Annotated in this window: 20 protein-coding genes, 1 other RNA gene and 2 pseudogenes; 7 read left to right on the top strand and 16 right to left on the bottom strand. The window is 37.2% G+C overall.

The annotated features are described in order from the left end of the window. From BPMYX0001_RS22360 to BPMYX0001_RS34995, 6 genes and pseudogenes are all read left to right on the top strand, one after another. The coding region (locus BPMYX0001_RS22360; protein WP_033799232.1) for a mersacidin/lichenicidin family type 2 lantibiotic at positions 1–197 on the top strand (197 nt) is incomplete at its 5' end. Positions 198–289: 92 nt separating this feature from the next. Beyond that, positions 290–517, top strand: coding sequence for a mersacidin/lichenicidin family type 2 lantibiotic (locus BPMYX0001_RS22355; protein WP_006096541.1), 228 nt, complete (start codon positions 290–292; stop codon positions 515–517). A 219-nt stretch (positions 518–736) separates the two neighbouring features. Continuing rightward, entirely contained in the window at positions 737–3,958 is a 3,222-nt protein-coding gene (locus BPMYX0001_RS22350) for a type 2 lanthipeptide synthetase LanM family protein (protein ID WP_006096540.1), read from the top strand. A 68-nt stretch (positions 3,959–4,026) separates the two neighbouring features. Continuing rightward, the gene (locus BPMYX0001_RS22345; RefSeq protein WP_006096539.1) at positions 4,027–6,216 is read left to right on the top strand and encodes a peptidase domain-containing ABC transporter; all 2,190 of its coding nucleotides are present in this window, start codon (positions 4,027–4,029) and stop codon (positions 6,214–6,216) included. A 110-nt stretch (positions 6,217–6,326) separates the two neighbouring features. Then, a pseudogene (locus BPMYX0001_RS35000) lies at positions 6,327–6,437 on the top strand (helix-turn-helix domain-containing protein); the annotation flags it as partial. Between the two features lie 18 nt (positions 6,438–6,455). Beyond that, positions 6,456–6,563, top strand: a pseudogene (locus BPMYX0001_RS34995) (helix-turn-helix domain-containing protein); the annotation flags it as partial. 582 nt (positions 6,564–7,145) lie between these two features. Here BPMYX0001_RS34995 and BPMYX0001_RS22335 read toward each other — a convergent pair. Genes BPMYX0001_RS22335 through BPMYX0001_RS22305 form a run of 7 tightly spaced genes read right to left on the bottom strand, consistent with a single transcriptional unit; the run spans position 7,146 to position 11,469 of the window. Beyond that, a complete protein-coding gene (locus BPMYX0001_RS22335) occupies positions 7,146–7,889 on the bottom strand; it encodes an ABC transporter permease (protein WP_006096538.1) in 744 nt (247 codons plus the stop codon). Between the two features lie 10 nt (positions 7,890–7,899). Further along, positions 7,900–8,676, bottom strand: a complete 777-nt coding sequence (locus tag BPMYX0001_RS22330; protein ID WP_006096537.1) for an ABC transporter permease — start codon at positions 8,674–8,676, stop codon at positions 7,900–7,902. Beyond that, the gene (locus BPMYX0001_RS22325; RefSeq protein ID WP_033799231.1) at positions 8,676–9,599 is read right to left on the bottom strand and encodes an ABC transporter ATP-binding protein; all 924 of its coding nucleotides are present in this window, start codon (positions 9,597–9,599) and stop codon (positions 8,676–8,678) included. Before BPMYX0001_RS22325 ends, BPMYX0001_RS22330 begins: the two co-directional genes overlap by 1 nt. A 42-nt stretch (positions 9,600–9,641) precedes the next feature. Further along, complete coding sequence (locus BPMYX0001_RS22320) at positions 9,642–10,310, bottom strand: GOLPH3/VPS74 family protein (RefSeq protein ID WP_006096535.1); 669 nt, start codon at positions 10,308–10,310, stop codon at positions 9,642–9,644. Positions 10,311–10,327: 17 nt separating this feature from the next. Further along, positions 10,328–10,804 carry a small multi-drug export protein gene (locus BPMYX0001_RS22315; RefSeq protein WP_006096534.1) on the bottom strand — a complete coding sequence of 159 codons (477 nt, stop codon included), beginning with the start codon at positions 10,802–10,804 and terminating at the stop codon, positions 10,328–10,330. Between the two features lie 15 nt (positions 10,805–10,819). After that, entirely contained in the window at positions 10,820–11,260 is a 441-nt protein-coding gene (locus tag BPMYX0001_RS22310) for a hypothetical protein (protein ID WP_006096533.1), read from the bottom strand. 5 nt (positions 11,261–11,265) lie between these two features. Beyond that, positions 11,266–11,469: a helix-turn-helix transcriptional regulator gene (locus BPMYX0001_RS22305; protein ID WP_033799230.1), complete on the bottom strand. Its 204-nt coding sequence runs from the start codon at positions 11,467–11,469 to the stop codon at positions 11,266–11,268. A 288-nt stretch (positions 11,470–11,757) separates the two neighbouring features. On the opposite strand from BPMYX0001_RS22305, the gene BPMYX0001_RS22300 reads away from it, so the two are divergent. After that, positions 11,758–12,540, top strand: coding sequence for a 2OG-Fe dioxygenase family protein (locus BPMYX0001_RS22300; RefSeq protein WP_006096531.1), 783 nt, complete (start codon positions 11,758–11,760; stop codon positions 12,538–12,540). A 768-nt stretch (positions 12,541–13,308) separates the two neighbouring features. Here the strand turns inward: BPMYX0001_RS22300 and ssrA are convergent. The 9 genes from ssrA to eno form a co-directional block, all read right to left on the bottom strand. Beyond that, positions 13,309–13,667: a transfer-messenger RNA gene (gene ssrA / locus BPMYX0001_RS31385) on the bottom strand. 127 nt (positions 13,668–13,794) lie between these two features. Beyond that, positions 13,795–14,262 carry an SsrA-binding protein SmpB gene (smpB, locus tag BPMYX0001_RS22295; RefSeq protein ID WP_001123909.1) on the bottom strand — a complete coding sequence of 156 codons (468 nt, stop codon included), beginning with the start codon at positions 14,260–14,262 and terminating at the stop codon, positions 13,795–13,797. A gap of 221 nt (positions 14,263–14,483) precedes the next feature. Continuing rightward, a complete protein-coding gene (rnr, locus tag BPMYX0001_RS22290) occupies positions 14,484–16,898 on the bottom strand; it encodes a ribonuclease R (protein WP_006096530.1) in 2,415 nt (804 codons plus the stop codon). A gap of 330 nt (positions 16,899–17,228) precedes the next feature. Continuing rightward, positions 17,229–17,969 (bottom strand): alpha/beta hydrolase, encoded by a 741-nt coding sequence (locus BPMYX0001_RS22285; protein ID WP_018765082.1) that lies wholly within the window; start codon positions 17,967–17,969, stop codon positions 17,229–17,231. 199 nt (positions 17,970–18,168) lie between these two features. After that, positions 18,169–18,402, bottom strand: a complete 234-nt coding sequence (gene secG, locus BPMYX0001_RS22280) for a preprotein translocase subunit SecG (RefSeq protein ID WP_003201945.1) — start codon at positions 18,400–18,402, stop codon at positions 18,169–18,171. A gap of 94 nt (positions 18,403–18,496) precedes the next feature. Beyond that, a complete protein-coding gene (locus BPMYX0001_RS22275; RefSeq protein WP_018765083.1) occupies positions 18,497–19,189 on the bottom strand; it encodes an LrgB family protein in 693 nt (230 codons plus the stop codon). Next, positions 19,186–19,554, bottom strand: coding sequence for a CidA/LrgA family holin-like protein (locus BPMYX0001_RS22270; RefSeq protein ID WP_018765084.1), 369 nt, complete (start codon positions 19,552–19,554; stop codon positions 19,186–19,188). The genes BPMYX0001_RS22275 and BPMYX0001_RS22270 overlap by 4 nt, the downstream gene beginning before the upstream one ends. 316 nt (positions 19,555–19,870) lie before the next feature. Continuing rightward, positions 19,871–20,419 carry a hypothetical protein gene (locus tag BPMYX0001_RS22265; protein ID WP_240516921.1) on the bottom strand — a complete coding sequence of 183 codons (549 nt, stop codon included), beginning with the start codon at positions 20,417–20,419 and terminating at the stop codon, positions 19,871–19,873. Positions 20,420–20,596: 177 nt separating this feature from the next. Then, positions 20,597–21,889 carry a phosphopyruvate hydratase gene (gene eno / locus BPMYX0001_RS22260; protein WP_003201939.1) on the bottom strand — a complete coding sequence of 431 codons (1,293 nt, stop codon included), beginning with the start codon at positions 21,887–21,889 and terminating at the stop codon, positions 20,597–20,599. Positions 21,890–21,914 lie beyond the last annotated feature (25 nt).

The following is a 21,914-nucleotide window of genomic DNA, read 5'->3' as shown; positions in this document are numbered from 1 at the left end:
TAAATCACTATATTTCTCACTATAAAAGAGGTAATTTCACGCATGATAAAATCATCCAATACTGGAATGCCCCAGCTAGGTGCTCTACTCTTTCAACAGCAGAACTTAGCAAAATACCAGTAATCCCTGCAGGAAATGCTCTTACAAAACTTTCATCTGACCTACCAACAGCTCTTAAGTGTCAAATACATATATAACGGATAAATTTTAAAAATTTTAAAAAATACAAAATATATATTGCTTTTTTATATAAAATGTTATAAATTTACTTCAGAGGGGGGTGAATTACATGAATGATAAAATTATCCAATACTGGAACGATCCAGCTAAACGTTCTACTCTTTCAGCAGCAGAACTTAGCAAGATGCCAGTAAATCCTGCAGGAGATATTCTTGCAGAGCTTTCAGACGCTGATCTGGATAAAGTAGTGGGTGCTGGTGATTGCGGTGGTACTTGTACATGGACAAAAGATTGCTCAATTTGTCCATCATGGTCTTGTTGGAGCTGGTCTTGCTAATAGCATAAGCTGTTCGAATCATGATCAGATGATTTAAACAGCTAGCACTATTACAAAAATACTTATTTCAGTTCTTTGCAATACCTTTAGAAAGAAGATAGCATTGCTATCTTCTTTCTAATTCTAAAGGTACTTTGTATTCTTATATGATACCCCTAATCCTCTATTATTATTCTTACATAATTATTAAAGACTTTATTTACATATAGGAGTGATCCCATGCTTGCAAATCAAGCCTTAAAAAAGGCATTTTTCATAGAAGAAAGGGTCCAAAAGAGCACAACTAGTAATCTCGCTCAAGAAATGCAGCCTGATGACTATTCCAATCTCCGGATTAGCAACTGGATAGACGGGATGGGCAACAACGAAGATCTCTTTTTAAAAAACTTACATTTACATAATATAGAACACAAGGATTTACATAAAATAATGATAAGTAATAACTATGATTCCGATTCCAGCGCTGAATGGCTTTCTATTATTGGTGAATTAGAAAGATTTAATTATCAGGAACCAGAATTGCCACGCATTCTCCAAAAAATAATTGCTCTAAATCCAAATGAGCCAATTGCTTTTTTTAATTTTTTACTCCCCTTTTTAAAAATCGGGGTTGAGAGAATAGAAAAAGCAATCTCATTATCTGAAAAAAAACATGGTATCTCATTATCAAAAGAAAAGGTACTTTTCCAGCTTGTGCGTAATTTGGCTGAAACACTCAGCAAAGTGAGCTTCCGAACTCTAACTTTGGAATTGAATATAGCAAGATTAAAAGAGCTTCTTGTCGGAGAAACACCTCAAGAGCGTTATAAATATTTTTCCTATACACTTTTAACCGATAAAAATTACTTAGCACAACTTTATAAGCAATACCCTGTCTTAGTAAGAATTCTTTCAAGAAAGACAATTAGATGGGCAGATAATTTTGCAGAAATTTACGATCATCTTCTGCATGATAAGAAAGCAATCGAACAGCATTTCTTTAATAGTACTCCTATAACAGTCATCGAGGATATAAAAACGAACATCTCCGATTCGCACAATGGCGGGAAAGGAGTAGTTATCATAAAGTTCAACGATGACATGAACCTAGTGTATAAGCCAAGGTCTTTAAAAATCGATGAACAATTTCAACAGCTTTTGTGCTGGTTTAACGAATTAAAAGAGAAAAAACTGAGACTTCTCCCTATCACTCTACTAGATAGGGATACATACGGCTGGAGTGAGTTTATAGAACATAAAGAATGCTCAGCCGAACAGGAAGTAAAAAACTTTTATCGTAGAATGGGATATTATTTGGCACTTTTATATTCTATCAATGCTATTGATTTTCACAACGAGAACCTGATTGCCAGCGGCGAATATCCAATGCTAATTGATCTAGAGACCCTTTTTAATCAAGATGCCGTACAGTCAACCGAATCAGTTACTGCTCAAGAAGTAGCACTTAAAACACTAAGTCAATCTGTTTTGGCTACCAATATCCTACCAGTTTTCACATTATACAATAAAATTGAGGGACGAGGCCTCAACATAAGTGGTATGGCTAATGGTGAGGAACAGATTTATCCTTCCAAAGTACCGGTTATTCAGTCGAATAACACAGATGAACAAAAAGTAGAGCGTGGATACATGAAAATTCCTGCCAGCTCAAATTATCCAACATTAAATGGTAAACAGGTAAGTGTCACTATGTATGTAGATGACATGATGGCAGGGTTCAAGGAAGCTTATGATTTGTTAACCAAGAACAAAGATTGCCTAAAAAATGAGATTAGCCGATTTAAAAATACAAGGGTAAGGCAGATATTGCGGGCCACTAACAGATATGGTAACCTTCTCGCTATCAGCTATCACCCGGACTATTTACGGGATGGCCTAGACAGAGAGATGCTTTTAGGGAAATTATGGCTTGATACAGAAATGCAACCAGAATTAACGCAGGTTCTTCTCGCGGAAAAAGCAGACTTATTGGAAGGAGACATTCCGTATTTTACAACAGAACCAGGGCAACCCCATATCTACGATAGCCAGGGACGTTGCTATGAAAACTACTATAAAACAAGTAGCTTGGCAAAAACACTCGACAAAATAGAGAGGCTCGGTCCAAAAGATTATGAGGAACAGCTACAAATTATTAAGCTTTCAATGCTGGCACTTGAATCATCTCCATCAGATAAAAAATCAAACTACATCCCTTCCGTTCCGGATAACCAAATAGATCGAGATTCGTTCTTAGAAGAAGCAAAAAGAGTAGCGGATTACCTGATATCCAGGTCTATACAAGGAACAAATAATGGAAAAGAGGATGTCTCTTGGATCGGGACCCGCCTTACTGACAATGCAGAGAGCCTTTGGAGAATTGCTCCTCTAGGGAATGATTTATATGATGGAATAAGCGGTATTGCTCTATTTTTTGGTTATTTATATAAATATACTAGAGATTCGAAGTATAGGGTCTATATACAAAAATGTTTACCTCCTATAAAAGAATCTCTTCAGGAGCTATTAGCTTACCCTAAGTATGCTTCATTAGGTGCTTTTACTGGCGTATTATCTAATATTTATACGCTTAACCACCTAACAAAAATATTAGATGAACCTTCCTTAATGGAAGAAGTAAAAAAAGTGATGCCAAAGCTTATTGAATCTATTCCATATATGCAGGAAGTGGATATTATAGACGGTTCAGCTGGCTCACTTATTGTCTGTTTAGACCTTTACAAACAGACAGGAGATGAAATCTTCTTGGAAGCATCAAAGAAATTCGGGGAACATATTCTTCAAAAAGCTATACCTCAAGCTACAGGAATTGGCTGGAAAATATCTGTCTCCGAAGATGCATTGCCTGGTTTCTCTCATGGAACCTCTGGCATTGTTTGGGCCTTGCATGAACTTTATCAACTTACCGGAGAGCAAATGTTATATGATGCCCTCAAACAAGGATTAGCCTATGAGCGAAGTCTGTACATGGAAGAAAAAAGAAATTGGGCCCTTCCAAGCGCCGCTGAGCTACCTCAACTCCCTTGTGCTTGGTGTCATGGAGCAGCGGGTGTAGTTTTATCCCGCCTGCTATTGAAAAAGGCAGGTTACTCCGATTCGCTTATTGACATTGAAATCAGAGTCGGTTTAGAGACCATTATAAAAGAAGGATTCGGTAGAGACCATTCCCTTTGTCATGGAGATACAGGAAATTCAGCTGTACTGTTGCTGGCAAGTAAAGTACTTAAAGAGGATCTTTGGAAACAGTACAGCTATGCAGTAGGGGAACATGTATTGGATGAAATTCAGCAAGGTGGTTGGAAAAGCGGTCTCCCTCAGTACCTAGAAACATATGGTGCAATGGTAGGCATTTCAGGCGTCGGTTTAGGGCTACTTAAGCTTTATGATATAAACGGCGTTCCTTCAATAACTCACTTGGAGTCTATAACAGCACTAAAATAAGTTTTGAATTTCAACTACCTATAGCTCTAGGTATCTAGAGCTATAGGTAGTTTATAGGAGGTTAAATAATGTCATCTAGACAGAAGCAAAAAAGAATAAAGCGCTGGACAAATGTTCCGGTTATCAGGCAGGTGAGTCAAAACGAATGTGGACCAGCCTGTCTTTCTATGATTTTTGCTTTCTACGAACTTAAAGTTCCTCTTTACATTCTTAGCGAAGAGTGCCAAGCATACAGAAACGGAGTCAGCGCATTAACTTTAAAGAACGTCTCAGAAAATTATGGATTCAAATGCCATGCTTTTAAAATAGAAAAACTGGACCAACTCTATCAAATTACTTTGCCTGCTATCCTACACTGGGACCACAGCCATTATGTGGTTTTGGATAAAATCAACTCTGGATCAGCAACCATTATTGACCCAGCTCAAGGCAGAAAGACAATAAACCTAATGGAGCTAGAGCATCATTTTAGCGGAATAGCGCTTACGTTTGAATGCACAGAGCGAGTAAATAAGGGATCCAGTAGTAGTAAGAGCAGTAACAAAATGCTTCTCTATTACGCTATGATTAAACCAAAGTACAGCATTTTAATGATTGTATTTTCTATCCTTGTTCAGGCCCTTAGCCTGACCGTACCCTTTATGATAGGTTATATTGTCGATAGGTACATGGATTTTGAAAAATCCTCTATAATCAGCAATATTTTTTTAATTATAGGAGCCATTTTTGTTACTAGCTTACTTTTTTCCTATATTAGAAGCATTCTATTTGCACAGCTTCAAAGACATATCAGTACTAAGCTATCTGCAGATTATCTAACACATCTATTAAAACTTCCGCTTACCTTTTTTGAACAACGGAATACAGGAGACCTTGCAACAAGACTGAACAATATCTCGATGATTCGGGAGATCCTATCAACTACCGGAATCGCAATAATTTTGGATGTAACAATGATTTTGATATGTTTAATTACCATGTTTACACAGTCAGTATTTTTAAGTGGAATAACCTTAATAATCGCCATAACTGAAATTTTTCTGATGTTTCTCTTTTTAGGTTCAATAAGAAGCTATTCACAACAGGAATTGGCGGTTCAGGGGACCGCTCAAAGCTATTTGATGGAAGGACTACGTAGTATTCTATTAGTTAAGTCTACACGAAGGGAAGACAAAATTCTCAATGGCTGGACAGAACTATTCTCAGAGCAAATGAATTACTTCTCCTTGAGGTTTTCTCGAAGTGGTCTTTTAAATAGCATTGTAAGCAGTATTGGCTTAGTTGCTCCGCTACTTCTTTTAATGCTGGGAATGAGGGAGATTTCTAATGGATTTATGACTATTGGTGCCCTAATAGCATTTAATTCTTTAGCTCTCTCCTTTTTAACGCCCATCAATTCTCTGATTACTTACTTTCAATCCTTTCAAATTTTGTTCAGTGCTTTTGAAAGGGTCTTTGATGTACTCTCTGCAAAAACAGAGCAAAATCTACAACTTAGTGAAAAGGCGGCAAAAATCGATTTTAAGACTAATCCTATAGTTTTTGATGATGTAAGCTTCGCCTATAAAGGGGAATCACCTGTCTTACATAACATTTCATTGAGTATAGAACCAGGACAAAAAATAGGTATTGTAGGGCCGACTGGTAGTGGAAAAAGCTCTTTAATTAAATTACTGCTTGGGCTCTATCCCCCTTCCGAGGGCTCTATTTATTATGGATCGGAAAGTATGGATCAAGTGGATTATGAAGATTTAAGAACTCAGATTGGCATAGTCCTTCAGGAAACGTACCTGTTTAATGACACAATTTATAAAAACATAGCTTTCTTTGAGGACTTACCTGTAGACCAACTGGAGCAAGCAGCTCAACTAGCATCACTACACGAGGATATCCTTTCAATGCCGCTTAAGTATAACACGGTTATCGGGGAAAACGGCCAAAATTTATCCGGGGGACAAAGGCAGAGATTAGCCATAGCCAGAGCTCTAGCTACGAACCCTTCTCTTTTAATTTTAGATGAAGCAACCAGTCAGATGGATTCACTAACCGAGCAGAAACTTAATGATACTTTCCGGAAAAATGGTATTACCCAATTGGTTATCGCCCATCGTTTGGCAGCTATTACTGATGCAGATGCTATCATTGTTATGGATCAAGGGCGTATCGAGGCAATCGGCAGCCACGATACTCTGCTTAATGAATGTGAACTTTATCGCCTGTTGTGGTCACAACAAGCAAAAATGGTAACATATAGTTAAGAAATAAACCTGCATCTCATTGAACTGCCCCCCAATTGTTAGACAAAAAAGCTAACTATTGGGGGGCTTCTTTATGTCAAAATACAAAACTGAGTTCAAATTAAAGATAGTTGAACATTGTTTACAAACGTAATTGTAGTAAAAAAAGCCTCACTAGGAAATTCAAGGTTTCTCGAAGTAATGTCCAAAAGTGGATTGCTTTATATGAAAATCAAGGTGAGACAGGCTTGGTTTCTACCTATACAAACTATACTAAAGAGTTTAAACTAGACGTACTTAACTTTATGAATGAAACAGGGACGTCTCTTTTAGAAACAGCTGTAATATATAATATTCCGGATCCAACAGAGACTCCATGGAATCCTAAATAAAACAAATAGCTGCCATGCACCTATCCACTGCATTTCAAACAGTCACAGTCGATAGAGGAAAACGATTTTCGTGTTATCAACAGGTGGAAAAAGACTTAAAAATAGCAGCGTTCTCTGCCGATCCCTATTTCACAAGACCAACTAAATCAAGTACTGCTTCTTATTATTCAAAGACAAAAAAATATTTAGGTTGGAAAACCGCCCACAAAGCTTTTCAGTATGAACTGTCGCGCTTAGATTGACAAACTGTAATTTATAGGAGGTGATTACTGAACTAAGCTTTACACAACGACTAGATGAAATTTTTTATATAAATATCTCCTTTAGCTACTTCATTTTTAAGGGTATAGAAATAGAATATGTTCTTAAAAATGAAGTATCCGAAGTCTAATAAATGACTCCGGATATTTCTTCTCATCTTTTACATTAAATTGTAGGTTATACAAACATTTCCCCTAAAGGTCCAAAAAAGAATAAGATAGCTAAAACAACTACTGCTACCGCCATAATGGCAATAATGGTGCCTTTTTTCACTATAATTCCCTCCTTGATAGGTATTTATTTCATTTCAGTACGCATGAAATTCCAGACTCCGGCTAAACTAAACAAGAGAAAACCACCTATTACTGCTAGGTACAAATCTTGGGTTGTCTGTGTAAATCCAAGTTGATTTTCCGGTGTCATAGCATAAGCAGGCTGCGACCAAGGATAATATCTTCCATACTTTGAACCTGTCACAAAGATATTCGGAATTATAAAAGCAAAGTTCAAGGCAATTGGAAGAGAAAAGTTTTGCCATTGTATCGCCAGCCAGGTTTGAAGGGCTATAAGAGGTAGAATGGACAACCATCCATTTAGAAACAGACCTAGAAATTCGAAATATGGAAATGTTCCTGTCACCCCCATCACTTTCCCTAATATAAGGAAATACAAAAACATCATAACATTTGTCATTCCCACCAACAGCCAGCCCCATATCATCTTTGATAGATAAAAGTATACTTTTGGAATAGGATAGGACAAAAGCTGCTTCCACCCTCCATTTGCATGTTCAAAACGGCAGAGCATTGCCAGATACACACTTGAAAGTAGCGGACAAAGGACAGTTCCGTACAAAAACTCGACTTGGGTCCACGCCCCCGTCCATCCTACCATTCCATTCTCTTCAAAAACATCGATATGAGTAACATAGTTGGCCACTCCAATAACAGTAAGAAACAAGGGTGTTATCAGAATAATCATCCAAATCGGCATATAGTTCCTAAGCTTCAGCCAATCATTCCATAATACATCTTTAAACATACTCTTCCTCCTAATCTACTTCTCTACTGGAAAAATGTATCGATCCAATGATAGTGAAAAATAAGCCCATGCCAACGCTAATCCAAACCCATTCCCACTGGTAGTCAGGAGAATTAACTATACTAGAAAAATCAGTAATGATATTTTCATTTGAAAATGTTATCTGGTATGGCAGGACCCACGGAAGATATTGTGTAATCCCCGGCAGCTGAATCAAAAATAGCCCCAAGGCTATTCCTACTCCTCCCATCATCATCGGTATCGCCTGATTATTTAATACCATGGACATCCATAGCTGAAGCCCAATAAGAGCAAAAGAAGTCAGATATGGAAACATTGTAAAATAAAAGATTCTGGAGGCATTAAATGTAGCGCTCCCTCCAAATAAAAATCCAGAAAGGCACATAGCAACCATTAAAAATAAGCCCGAAAGTAGCACACCAAAGCATATCCACATGTAGCGCGTCCAATAGTATTGAGTCTTGGATATTGGCATAGAAAAGATAAGTTTCCACGATCTTGCCTGGTGCTCTAGATTAGCAATATATGAGCATAAAATTGTAACGGAAAGGTGGATAATAAAATAGTTGCCGTAAAATGTAATCATCCATATGGTACCCCAAATGTTATAACTCCTACCTTCTGAGACCTCCTGCTGTATATCACCAGCATTCAGCAACAGCAGCAGAGTTACGCCTCCTACTAATACAGCAGGGAAAAATAGGACAAGTCCCCAAAACCATGAACGTTTTATTTTAACTAAATCGGACGAGAATATCGGTCCCATTATAAGCTCTGTCCTTTCCCTGTAAGATCTAAGAAGATATCTTCAAGTGACTTTTTCATACCTTCCAGGCGGGAGACTGTAAATCCGGCCTCTACTAGTACCTTGTTGGCTTCCCCGGCTATAGATGGGGAAGATTCTTGAATATACACAGTCCCTTCTTCCTCTTCAAAATTTGCCTCAATGCCTTTATGTTTAAGAGAACTAGCTGCTTCCAAAGGCTTATCGACTTTTATTTTAATTTTAGGTTCACTTTCTTTCCTTAGAACCTCAATAGAATCTTGAAAAAGCATCTTCCCGTTTTGAATAATACCTACCTGAGTTGCCATCAACTCTATTTCACTAAGTAAATGACTTGAAATCAAAACGGTCATTCCAAACTTTGCAGGCATTTCTTTAATAAGTTCACGTATTTCATGAATACCAGCAGGGTCAAGACCGTTGGTTGGTTCATCTAGAATTAAAAGCTGTGGGCGATTCAACAAAGCGGTTGCAATACCCAACCTTTGTTTCATTCCTAAGGAATAATTCTTAACCTTTTTATCCTTGGCACCTTCTAGCTGGACAATTTTGAGTACCTCCTTTACTCTATCTGCATTATCTATTCGTAGCAGTCGTCTGGCAGCTTCTAAATTTTCATAGCCACTGAGATGACCGTAGTAGGTCGGTGTTTCAACAAGAGATCCAATTTCCCCTAAAATTGACAAACGATCCTTCTTTAGGTCCTTATCAAATATCTTGACATCACCTTTAGTGGGGCGAATAAGACCAAGCAACATACGAATAGTCGTAGTTTTCCCTGCCCCGTTCGGACCTAAAAATCCGTAAATCTCACCTTGACTGACTTTCATGTTTAAAGAATCTACAACTATATTTTTTTTGTAGGTCTTTGTTAGATTATTTGTATTGATAATTAGTGAGTTCATTTTGTATCTCCCTTCACCATTTAATTAAGGAATAATTACCGTCTAAGGAGTCACTAGTGCACCACCTAAAGAGGCAAGACAAGCTGTAATATCCTGTATGGCTTTTTCAATCCGTTGAATAGAATTTATATCAATTGAAAGCTGGTCTTTTTGCCCATTTATACGGTCCATTATTTCTGCTCTTTCTTTTGAATTAAAATAATCTTTTAATAATCCTGTCTCTTTCAGCAAATACAAAAGAACAACTGTCTGTTCATCAGGAACTCTATTATAGATGAGCTGAGAATGAATCAGTTTAACAACTTGTTCTCGCGATTGATTAATCTCGGTGATTTTTCGTAGAGGTAGAAAAGGAACTTTTAAACCTAAGGTGATTGCCCCTTTTTTTTGCAGTTCTTGAAGAATAGAATTGTGTATCTTTCCTCGTAACCGGGTTTTGAAATGAAAATACTTAATCCAGGCTTTTAATTTTCTCGTTCTAAATGATTTGACAAGAATAAGGATAACTTGGTCCAAATAATCAGCTCCAGTTATATCAGCATCAACAACCATAACTTTTCCCTTTGTATCCAACTCTATTTTCCTTTTTAAAAGTAGGTCAATAAATATAGACCCAATGCTATATGTTTCTGTGTATGAACGATACTTCAAACGAAGGTGATTCGCTCCTAATAGGACCATTTCTTCTGGCAAAGAAAGCCGATGTTCCATAAATTCACCCCTCTATATTAAATAATGTTTAGATAGCTAAAGCCATACATGGAACCGATAGTGAATATAGTTGTCCAAACAGCTAAGCTAACAGTCATCCAACTTATCACTTGTGTCCGAGAGGAACCAAATGTTAAGGCCAAAACAGCGGCAATATCAGTACCGACAAAAATTGGCGCAAGAAGCGCTAGACCTGGAATACCGTATCGCTCCCAAATTTTTCTGGATCTTGTTTCCTGTTTGGAGGGAGTCGTAATTCCTTTTGCCTTTCTCCTTTTTTCTCTCCATGCGTAAAATTGCTTAAAGAAAAATCCTAGCAGTAAAACTAAAAGCAAGTTACCAGTAAAAGCCACTATTGCAACTCCAAGCGGTGGCAACCCCCATGCCACACCGATAGGAACTACAATAGATACATCCATCCAAGGGGCGAAAGCAACAACAAAAATTACAACAAATTGCCAGACAGTCGATTGGTCTTGTGCCCATTCAAGCATTACATCACTTCCTTTTTAATATTTATTTAATTTACGAACCGTCAGCCAATACACCAGGTATTGGCCAATACCCAAAAATCCAATGGCGAAAAAGGGAGTAAGAACAAACTCAGAAAATAGGAAACAAATTCCTGCAGTAACCGGCAATCCAACTGAAAAGAAGATATAAACACTTCTACATGCTTTAAGAGTAACCCATTGCTGTCCTTCGTCCATGTCAAGAAATTCGGAAGGAAGAAGCCCAGAGAAGCGGATTCTGCTTTCAGGATGCTTTTTGTTATAGTATCTTATCAGGATCGTCCAAATGAAAGTTAAGGCAGTAAGCAGAAAGAGACATATCCTAGCCAACAGCTGTTTTTCATCCTGAGGATTATACAGAGAAAAAATAAAAAAAGTAATTAACAGAATAAATAAAAACATCGGAACAATAGGAGACTTTATAAGTTTTTGTAACATTTTGCTCATCCTTTCTCTTCGAGGAAAAAAACTTCTTCTACTGTAACTTGAAAAGCTTTCGAAATTTTCAAAACTAACGTTATGGAGGGTGCATAATCCCCTTTTTCAATCAATCCAATCGTTTGTCTGGTGGCCCCAATTTTTTTAGCCAAATCTTGCTGAGACCATTTGTGACGTGCGCGCATTTCTCTGACTCTATTAATTAGCATTCCACTATCCCTTTCCATAAATTAACTAATTTTAGAATAAATCAAATAATTCTAAATGTCAATAATCGTTTTCATTTTGCAAAGAATAATTGCATAAATATAAAAAAACACCTAATTCCATCATTTAAATATATTTAATGAAGATAAAAATATATAATTAATGGGTTTTTTTTACTTTACATATATAAAATTAAAGATTATTATTATTTTATAAATATTTTGTTATAAATAGGGATTTTCATTTCTCAACTTTTAACGATTAACTTAATAATAAAGGTGGTGTACAAAATGAGTAATTTGTTATTAAAAGAAAAGAAAGCTCTAGAAGTAAACGGATACAAGAAATTCCAACTTGCAAACTTACCTGTTCAAAACCTAGAAAAAGATCTTATGCAGATGATAGCCGAGTTTGACAGACTACCGGTAGATACATACTCATTAGAGAGTCACAGGTACAGAAGATATTCACGCGCAATTATTAATCCTTGGGATAATCATTTTCAATGGCTTCCTAATCATTATGACGAACAGGGAGAACCCCAATCTCTGTATTTTCAAGGAAGCTTTAACGCAGAATACCTTAAAGAGTACCGAGCTTTTCCCTCGCTCAGCGAGGAGATAAAAGAAAGCGAACTCCTAAAAGAAATAATAAAATATGATTTTAACGAAACTTTCTGGGATACACATGACAAATTACTTCCTGTTCATGTTGGTGTACATTTTGTAAAGTATATGGTCACAGAAGATGATCAGGAATCTGTCGCTTCTCCAAATACCCTGCATCAAGATGGAGAGCCCTTCACTTTCGTCCACTTAGTCACCTATAAAAATGTGATTGGTGGAACCAGTACGGTTGCCACTACGAATTGTGCCGGTTTAAAAAGGGAAGATGTTGATGAAAAATTCATTCTAGATGAGTTTGATCTCATAAATCCTCTTGACTCTTATGGTGTTTGTGATCAAAAGGTCAGTCACTATGTTAAAGGAGTTAAAAAAGGAAAGGATCCGCAGCCAGCAGAAAGAGGCGTACTTCTTATTGACTTTACTCCTACTGTTATTGCAATCACCTAATAAATTATACAGAACTTAAAAATAGTTCCTCTTGATTTATCGTTTATATATGTAACCACTATACAGTGACACTTCTGTTTCCTTTTCCTAGCAGAAATTAATGATTCACAACTATTAAAAGAGAGGGATCCTCCTCTCTTTTGATTTTTATTGAAAGTTTTATATTCATATTTGGTAAGGGGATATTCTATCCTAATGAACTTGGACACTACTAAGAATAGTTTTATACTTGAGGTAGCCTAATAAGGGGCATTTATTATGCAAAGAAGAACCCCTCACTTACTGAAACGCTTGAAGTAGCTCATAAGTGGATTGAAAAAGGATATGCAGTTCGCCATGTCCTTCATATTTTAGAAATTTCCCCTCCACATACTATTATCAGAAAAAAGAAACTAGACATTATCAGCATACAAATAAATACCCTTGTTGAATCTGGAGCCATATATTGTAAAAGATGATTATACAAAATAAATAATTTATAATCCAAACGTTACCGTACAAAAATACAAAACTGAATAATAGCAAAAAACAATCATAATTATTCATCTCCTAAAAAAATAATAACGTAAAAAATTATCCCTATCACTTTATTACTCTATCTAAAATATACTGTTTAACAATAGTCACTAAATCTACTTTTAAATAATAAAAGAATTCATTACTTTTTAACCATAACCTTGCCACAAATAAAAAGAAGCATAAACTTGCCGTTCCGGCAAACTTATGCTTCTTGTTACAAACAAAATAAAAAAACCACCAAATATGTATTGGTGGAGACGGTGGGAGTCGAACCCACGTCCAAAGATATTGGCACTTAAGCTTCTACGAGTGTAGTCGATATATTGGCATTTCGCGAACTCTTCGGCCTATCGACAGGCTTCTAAGTTGCTAGTCTGATTGTTCTCTTCCTTCGTCCTCAGACGGCGAACTCCGGCGTAGTCCACTTAGTTTGAGTCCCTTACCCTACCACATGGACGATGGAGGGAGGAACCGCTAAGCTGTATTAAGCAGCTAAAGCGAAGTTGTTTTGTTGTTTGCCAGTTATTGGCTTTGACGTTTTAACGAGGCCGATCCCCTCGACTCGCAACTTAAGCTCAAACTACCCCTGTCGAATCCGTAACGTCCCCATATAAGAATGGAGCATACGAAGTATATTCGTGATAGCTACTTAATGAGCTGTTTTTCAATGTTCAACTGGCCTTACAAAAATTATTATATCATACGTTCAACATTTTACAAATGTAAATTTTTGTATTACATCTTTTGACGATCACGGAATGCACGTGCGATTTCGCGTTTCGCTTCCTTCTCTTTTAAATCATGACGCTTATCATATTGTTTCTTCCCTCGTGCTACACCAAGTGCCATTTTCGCAAATCCATTTTTTAAATAGATTTTAACTGGAACAAGCGTATAACCTGTTTCTTTTGAATAGCCAATTAGCTTGTCGATTTCTTTCTTATGAAGAAGTAATTTTCTTGTACGAAGCGGCTCGTGATTGAAACGATTCCCTTGCTCATATGGACTAATATGCATATTATACACCCAAACTTCACCATTATGTATACGTGCGAAAGCATCTTTTAAGTTTACGCGTCCGGCGCGAATAGACTTAATTTCCGTTCCTTGAAGGACAAGCCCTGCTTCGTATGTTTCGTCGATGAAATAATCATGAAATACTTTTTTATTTTGTGCAATAACCTTACCACTACCTTTTGGCATTTTATGTCCCTCCTCTATTTGTACCATTTTAACAAAAATTACGAAAAAGTGGAAGTGCTCGCTCAGAATGTTCGGCTCTGATCGGCTAAGGTTCTTTCGCATAGAGGATGCTTTTTATCTTCTTTTGCAGAAGGTTCTTAAACACGAAGAGCTTGCCGCCTTAACTAGATACCACCAGAAAAGAAGTGGCTTCGCTCAGTATATAAGCAAAGCCCTCCTTCTTACTTACGCTTTTTCTTTTTCTTCTTAAATCCTGGGACATTTTCAAAGAATGGCTTTTTCTTTTTACCGTTACCATCTTTTTTCCCTGGACGACCAGAGGATTCTTTCCCTTGACCACCACGTTCGTATTTTCTTCCACTACCACGTTCATTGTCACGTGCACCGCCGCGCTCATTATTACGTTCGCCGCGACCACTGCGTCTCTTTCTACCACCTTTTGGCTGTTCAATCACAACTGGACGATCTTTGAGTTTACGTCTTGGGCTACCTTTCATACCAACGATTTCAAAATCAATTGCGCGTTCATCTTTGTTTACATTAATAACGCGAATTGTAATTTCATCACCGATGCGGAAGACGTTACCTGTACGTTCACCAATCATCGCAAAGTGCTGTTCGTCATAACGATAGTAATCATCCGTTAAATAGCTAACGTGAACAAGACCTTCAATTGTATTCGGAAGCTCTACGAATAAACCGAAGTTTGTTACAGAACTAATCATACCGTCGTACTCTTCACCGATCTTATCAAGCATATATTCTGCTTTTTTCAGTTCGTCTGTTTCGCGTTCTGCCTCAACAGCGCGGCGTTCCATGTTAGAAGAATGCTCTGCAATCTCTGGTAACTTTTCACGCCATTTTGCTTGTGTTTCGTTATCAATTTTACCGTTAATAATATATTCACGAATTAATCGGTGAACAATCGTATCTGGATAACGACGAATTGGTGATGTGAAATGTGTATAGAATTCTGTTGATAAACCGAAGTGACCTAAGCTATCTGCATCGTAACGAGCTTGTTTCATCGAACGAAGCATAACTGTTGAAATCACGACTTCCTCAGGCTGCCCTTGTACCATTTCAAGAATTTGTTGCAGCGCGCGAGGATGTATTTCATTCGCACGTCCTTTTACCGCATAGCCAAAGTTTGTTACAAATTCGAAGAAACGCTCTAATTTATCTTCTTTCGGATCTTCATGGACACGGTACATAAACGGTACGTTCATCCAATGGAAATGCTCTGCTACCGTTTCATTGGCAACAAGCATGAACTCTTCAATTAGCTTTTCTGATACCGAACGATCACGCATTACAACATCTGTCGGTTTACCTTCTTCATCTACTAGTACTTTTGCTTCTTTAAAGTCAAAGTCAATCGCACCACGTCTCATACGTTTTTCACGTAAGATTTGCGCTAACTGACCCATCTCTTTAAACATCGGTACTAATGGCTCATAACGTTTAATTAACTCTTCGTCTTCATCTTCTAAAATACTTCTTACATCAGCGTATGTCATACGCTCTGTCGTTTTAATGACACTTTGGAAAATCTCATGGCTCACAACATCACCAAGATTGTTAATTTCCATTTCACAAGATAGTGTAAGGCGATCCACTTTCGGATTCAAGGAACAGATTCCGTTTGATAAACGATGTGGAATCATCGGAATTACACGGTCAACAAGATACACACTCGTTGCTCTCTCTGCTGCTTCAACATCAATTGGAGATCCTTCATGAACATAATGACTTACATCCGCAATATGAACACCAAGTTTATAATTACCATTCTCAAGCCTTGTTACTGTTACCGCATCATCTAAGTCTTTTGCATCTGCACCATCAATTGTCACAATCATTTGATCACGAAGATCTCGGCGGTCTTTTAAATCTTCTTCTGAAATCGTTTCTGGTACACTGTTCGCGTGTTCCATTACATCTTCCGGGAATGCTAATGGCAAATGATGTTTATGAATAACAGATAAGATATCTACCCCTGGGTCATTTTTATGACCTAGAATTTGAATAACTTCCCCCTCCGCACTTAAACGATCTTGCGGATAGCTTGTAATTTTCACAACAACTTTATGCCCTTCTACCGCACCCATAGATGCACTTTTCGGAATAAAAATGTCACTTGTCCAACGTTTATTATCAGGAAGTACAAATCCAAAATTTTTTGATTCTGTATATGTACCAACTAGTTCCTTCGTACCACGTTCTACAATACGAATGATCGTACCTTCTTGGCGTGATCCGCTAGATTGTGAATTAATACGAGCTAACACTGTATCGCCATGAAGTGCACCATTTAATTCTGTGGGCGGGATAAAAATATCATCGTCGCCTGTCTTCTTCTCTTCCGGCACGACAAATGCAAAACCACGTGCATGTCCAATTAACTTACCGCGCACTAAATTCATCTTTTCTGGAAGGCCATAGCGATTGCTACGTGTACGAACAACAAGTCCTTTCTCTTCCATCATAACAAGTGCCTTTACAAAATCTTTAAAGCCAGCGGAATCTACAATTCCAAAAGCAGCTTCTAATTCTTGTATCGTTAGCGGCTTATACGCTTCTTCTTTCATAAATAACAATAATTTATCAATATGTTCTTGAATAATGTCTTCCAAGCACAAATACCTCCTTTAAATCCTCATATTATTTAGTGTATCCGAAACATTGACTCTATATAAAGTGAAACTTCTATAAACACTCGTTTTTCACCATTTATTCTGCTGCGTAATCCTCATCTCAAAAGTTTATTTCTATATAAACCCATTTTGATTTACAGGAACCTACGTTGCGTCTATAAAAGAAGACCTCCACTCATTCTCTCCTTCTGTTCTCACACAGCATGGGGCGAAAAAAGGAACTGACCACTTCTATCCATCGATGGACCCTCTCTTCCACCCTAAAAAGAATGGTTTTAATACCTCATGAAAAAAAGAGGCAACTAGATCTTACCAATCTAGTTGCTCCAAGAAGTTATATACATCCTCGTGTAGCTCATCACGTTGTTTATCAAGCGTAATAACATGCGTAGAATCTTCATACCACTTAATTTCTTTTAACGTGGACTCTACACCATTATAGATAATGTTTGCACTGTCTGTATTAATCATTTCATCATGGCGTGCTTGTACAACAAATGTTGGAGCATAAATCATATCAACATTATTGCGTACGTCACGAATTAAATCTTGTAATGCTTTTAATGTATTCATTGGTGTCTTTTTAAATTCCATCATTTCTTCTGCAATTTGCTCTGGTGATTTCTGCTCACGTTTTTTATATTCACGTGCGTATGCCAATATACCTTGGTACATAATTTCTTCGCTCTTAATGTACATTGGCGCACACATTGGTACAACACCTAAAATCGGTAATGTATAAGCAAGTTTTAACGAGAATACACCGCCCAGTGATAGTCCAACAGCCGCAATCTTCTCATATCCTTGATCCTTCAAATGTTGATATGCAGCCATAGCATCTTTCCACCAGTCTTCAGGACCTGTACGAACAAGTTGTTCTGGCGGTACACCATGACCTTTATAAATTGGGGCGTGGCAAGTATAGCCTTTTTTCTCTAAAAAACGCCCGAGCATACGTACATCAGCTGAATTTCCCGTGAATCCATGTAGTAATAAAACAGCACGGTCTCCACCTTCAAATGTAAATGGTTTCGGAGATGCTAATTTCATCATCTTCTTCTCCTCTTTCTCTTCTATAATCTAGTCTTATTGTTTCTATCCCTAGTTTACCATAGTTCCATTTCCATAATCTAATTAGAAACTTTTTGCGAATAATGAAATACAAATGAGACAAAAAAAGAAGAACCATTAGCGCGAATCCGCTAACGCTTCTTCTTTTTTCATATCTGTCAAAAAGCAAGACCTTTACTTATATGCTTAAGTACGTAACTCCAATTGTTAGTGCAAAGAATAGTACAGCTAAAACAACTGTAATACGGTTTAATACGGCTTCAATTCCGCGTGCTTTTTGCTTACCAAATAATTGCTCTGCACCGCCTGAAATAGCACCTGAAAGGCCTGAACTATTACTAGACTGCATAAGTACCATAACAATCATTAAAATCGATACAATAATAAGTAAAACTGATAATAACGTATGCACCTGGCGTACCTCCTACAAAGATTCAGTTAATTTAACTGTAGCACAAATCCAACAGAAAAGCGAGAGCTGTTCCTATTGCTCTCGCTTTCATCTATTACATAAACATGGTTGCAAATAGCGGTCCAAGCAGACAAGTTAAAATAGCCGTCAATGTCATTGTTACCGATCCAATAACACCTTCATGTTCATTGTTTTTCATCGCTCTCATCACACCCATAATATGTGATGCACATCCAAAACCAATCCCTTTACCAACAGAGTTTGTAACGCGGCTCCATTTCAATAAAAGCGGACCTGTAATTGTTCCTGTAATCCCTGCAACAACAACGAATGCTGCTGTTAAAGATGGAACGCCGCCAACCTGCTCAGATACACTCATTGCAACTGGCATTGTTACGGATTTTGGTAAAGAAGATAAAATTAAGCTTTTATCTGTTCCCATAAGCGTTGCAATCACTAAGTCACTTGCAATCGCAACTGTTGTTCCGACTAATACACCACCCGCAATCGGTACAATATATTTTTGCAACACATGACGCTGTTTATATAATGGAATAGCAAATGCTACCACCCCTGGACCAAGCAGTTTTGAAATCCAGCCACCACCACTCTGCATGTATTGTTGATATGGTATATCCAGCACAAGTAATAAGACAATCATTAATGCTGTTGCTACAAGCATTGGAATGGTAAATGGTGTTGGCAATACTTTATAAATCTTTTTAGATAATTGATATAATAACAATGTAAGAATAACCCAACCAATTCCGATTAATATTTGGCTCATCGCGATTCTTTTTCCTTTCTATTCGCAAGATATTGTCCTGTATGTCCTGCGACAATAATAATTAAAAATGTACTCGCTACAATTGTAATGAAAAGAGAAATTCCTTTACTCATAAAAAAAGCACCGTAATTCATTAAGCCAATCGTTGGCGGAATCAATAAAAACGGCATAATAGCAACAAGTGTTTCTGCTCCTAAATCAAACCATTTCACAGGAAGAACCTTCATGCTAAGTAAAATAAGCAACAAAAATAAGCCAATCAAACTACCTGGAATTGGAATATTCAACATTTCTTGCACCCATGTTCCAATCATGTAAAACACGTAAAGAGCTACAACTTGGACAATAATCTTAGTAAACTTCATGTTCATCATCCCTCATGTTTATACGATCTTCTGTTTTCTATTCTTATCATAGTATAAATTGTAAAAAGCTGCAATTTATCAACTTGACAACAAAAATGACATATGTTATACGCTTACACCCTTGGTATGACTGGGTTTCCGAGCGAAATTTACGTCAAAAACATTGACCTAAAATGAAAAGTTTATATTTTCTGATTTTTAGGATTTACTATTTTAAAAAAGAAATATCCTCATATAGATTTCTTTAAATATATGAATCAAGTTCACAATATCCCTAAAAATTTGTCCTAAAAAACATAAAAAGAACACTAATACGTTACCTAGTGTCCTTTTTATATAATGCCTGATATACTACATCACAAAATTCTTTACTCCCATGTACTATGAAATTTATCTTCGTTGCAAATTCAATTGTTAGCATCCAATCTTTATTTCTTCCAATAAGCCCCGTATAACTTGTGCCACCTTCAACTGCTCTGTTTTCTGTTAATAGGTAATACAATGGGAATAGCGCATAGTTCTTTTCTGCTCTCTTTAAGCTATATGATCCAATACTCTCTACTACCCTTGCAATATTATCATGAACATTAACGTTAAAATAGTAACACCCTTCATTTAGTCCTGTTTTTCTACACCCTTCTAATATAGCTGCGTTTAGCTCTTCTGGAGAAAAAGTGGCGGGTTCGGAATTATGAACAATTGAACATACTATTGTATGATGTTTGGCTAAATTGACTGAATATAAAATGGTGTTTACATCAAAGTAGCAGTCTTCCAGAAAATCAATTGGAAAGATGTATTTTTCTAACCATTCTGTAATTTCATTAGATTCCTCATTATCTATCGCTGTAGTCAGTTTAACCATTCTCATTACCCCATTTCCTCTCTTGATTAAACATTTTCTATTTATATCACAGGTTCATTATATTAAATTGTTTTATTGATGTTAACTCACATGCATTACAAACATATAAAAAAACCTCCTATCATAAATAGGAGGTTTTTTATCACTTAATTTAAACAATTAAAAACTACATTTAAATTATTTTTTTAAGTTATAGAAAGATTTTAAACCATCGTAAACAGCGATTTCACCTAGTTCGTCTTCGATGCGTAATAATTGGTTGTACTTAGCAATACGGTCAGTACGGCTCATAGAACCAGTTTTGATTTGGCCAGCATTCGTTGCAACTGCGATGTCAGCGATTGTAGCATCTTCAGTTTCACCAGAACGGTGAGATACAACTGCTGTGTAACCAGCACGTTTAGCCATTTCGATTGCTTCGAAAGTCTCAGTTAAAGTACCGATTTGGTTAACTTTAATTAAGATTGAGTTAGAGATACCTTTTTCGATACCTTCAGCAAGTTTTTGAGTGTTCGTTACGAATAAATCGTCACCAACTAATTGAACTTTTTTGCCAAGACGGTCAGTTAATAATTTGTGGCCATCCCAGTCGTTTTCGTCTAAACCATCTTCGATAGAGATGATTGGGAAGTCGTTGCAAAGACCTTCGTAGAAATCAACCATTTCTGCAGAAGTCATGCTGCGGCCTTCGCCTGTAAGATCGTATTTACCAGTTTCTTTGTTGTAGAACTCAGAAGAAGCAACGTCCATTCCTAAGAATACGTTTTCGCCAGCTTTGTAACCAGCTTTTTCGATAGCTTCGATGATTACTTCTAATGCTTCACGGTTAGAACCAAGGTTTGGAGCGAATCCACCTTCGTCACCTACTGCAGTGTTAAGACCTTTGTCATGTAATACAGCTTTTAATGCATGGAATACTTCAGCACCCATACGGATTGATTCTTTGAATGTTGGAGCACCAACTGGTAAGATCATGAACTCTTGGAAGTCAACGTTGTTATCAGCGTGAGAACCACCGTTGATGATGTTCATCATTGGAGTTGGTAATTGTTTTGCATTGAATCCACCAAGGTAACGGTATAATGGAAGACCTACAAAGTCAGCTGCTGCGTGAGCTACTGCCATAGATACACCAAGGATAGCGTTAGCGCCTAATTTACCTTTGTTTGGAGTGCCATCTAATTCGATCATAGCGTTGTCGATACCAGCTTGATCAGTTACGTCGAAACCAACGATTTCTGGAGCGATAATTTCGTTAACGTTGTTTACTGCGTTAACAACACCTTTACCAAGGTAACGAGATTTGTCACCGTCACGTAATTCTACTGCTTCGTGCTCACCAGTAGATGCACCACTTGGTACGATAGCGCGTCCGAATGCGCCACTTTCTGTGTAAACTTCTACTTCTACAGTTGGGTTACCACGAGAGTCTAGGACTTCGCGAGCATAAACATCAATAATTGTTGACATAATATTTTCTCTCCTTTTATATGTG

It is taken from the genome of Bacillus pseudomycoides DSM 12442, assembly GCF_000161455.1.
In the GTDB taxonomy this organism is placed as follows: domain Bacteria; phylum Bacillota; class Bacilli; order Bacillales; family Bacillaceae_G; genus Bacillus_A; species Bacillus_A pseudomycoides.
Note: the sequence above shows the minus strand (reverse complement) of the source record. Positions and strands in the feature narration are given on the sequence as shown.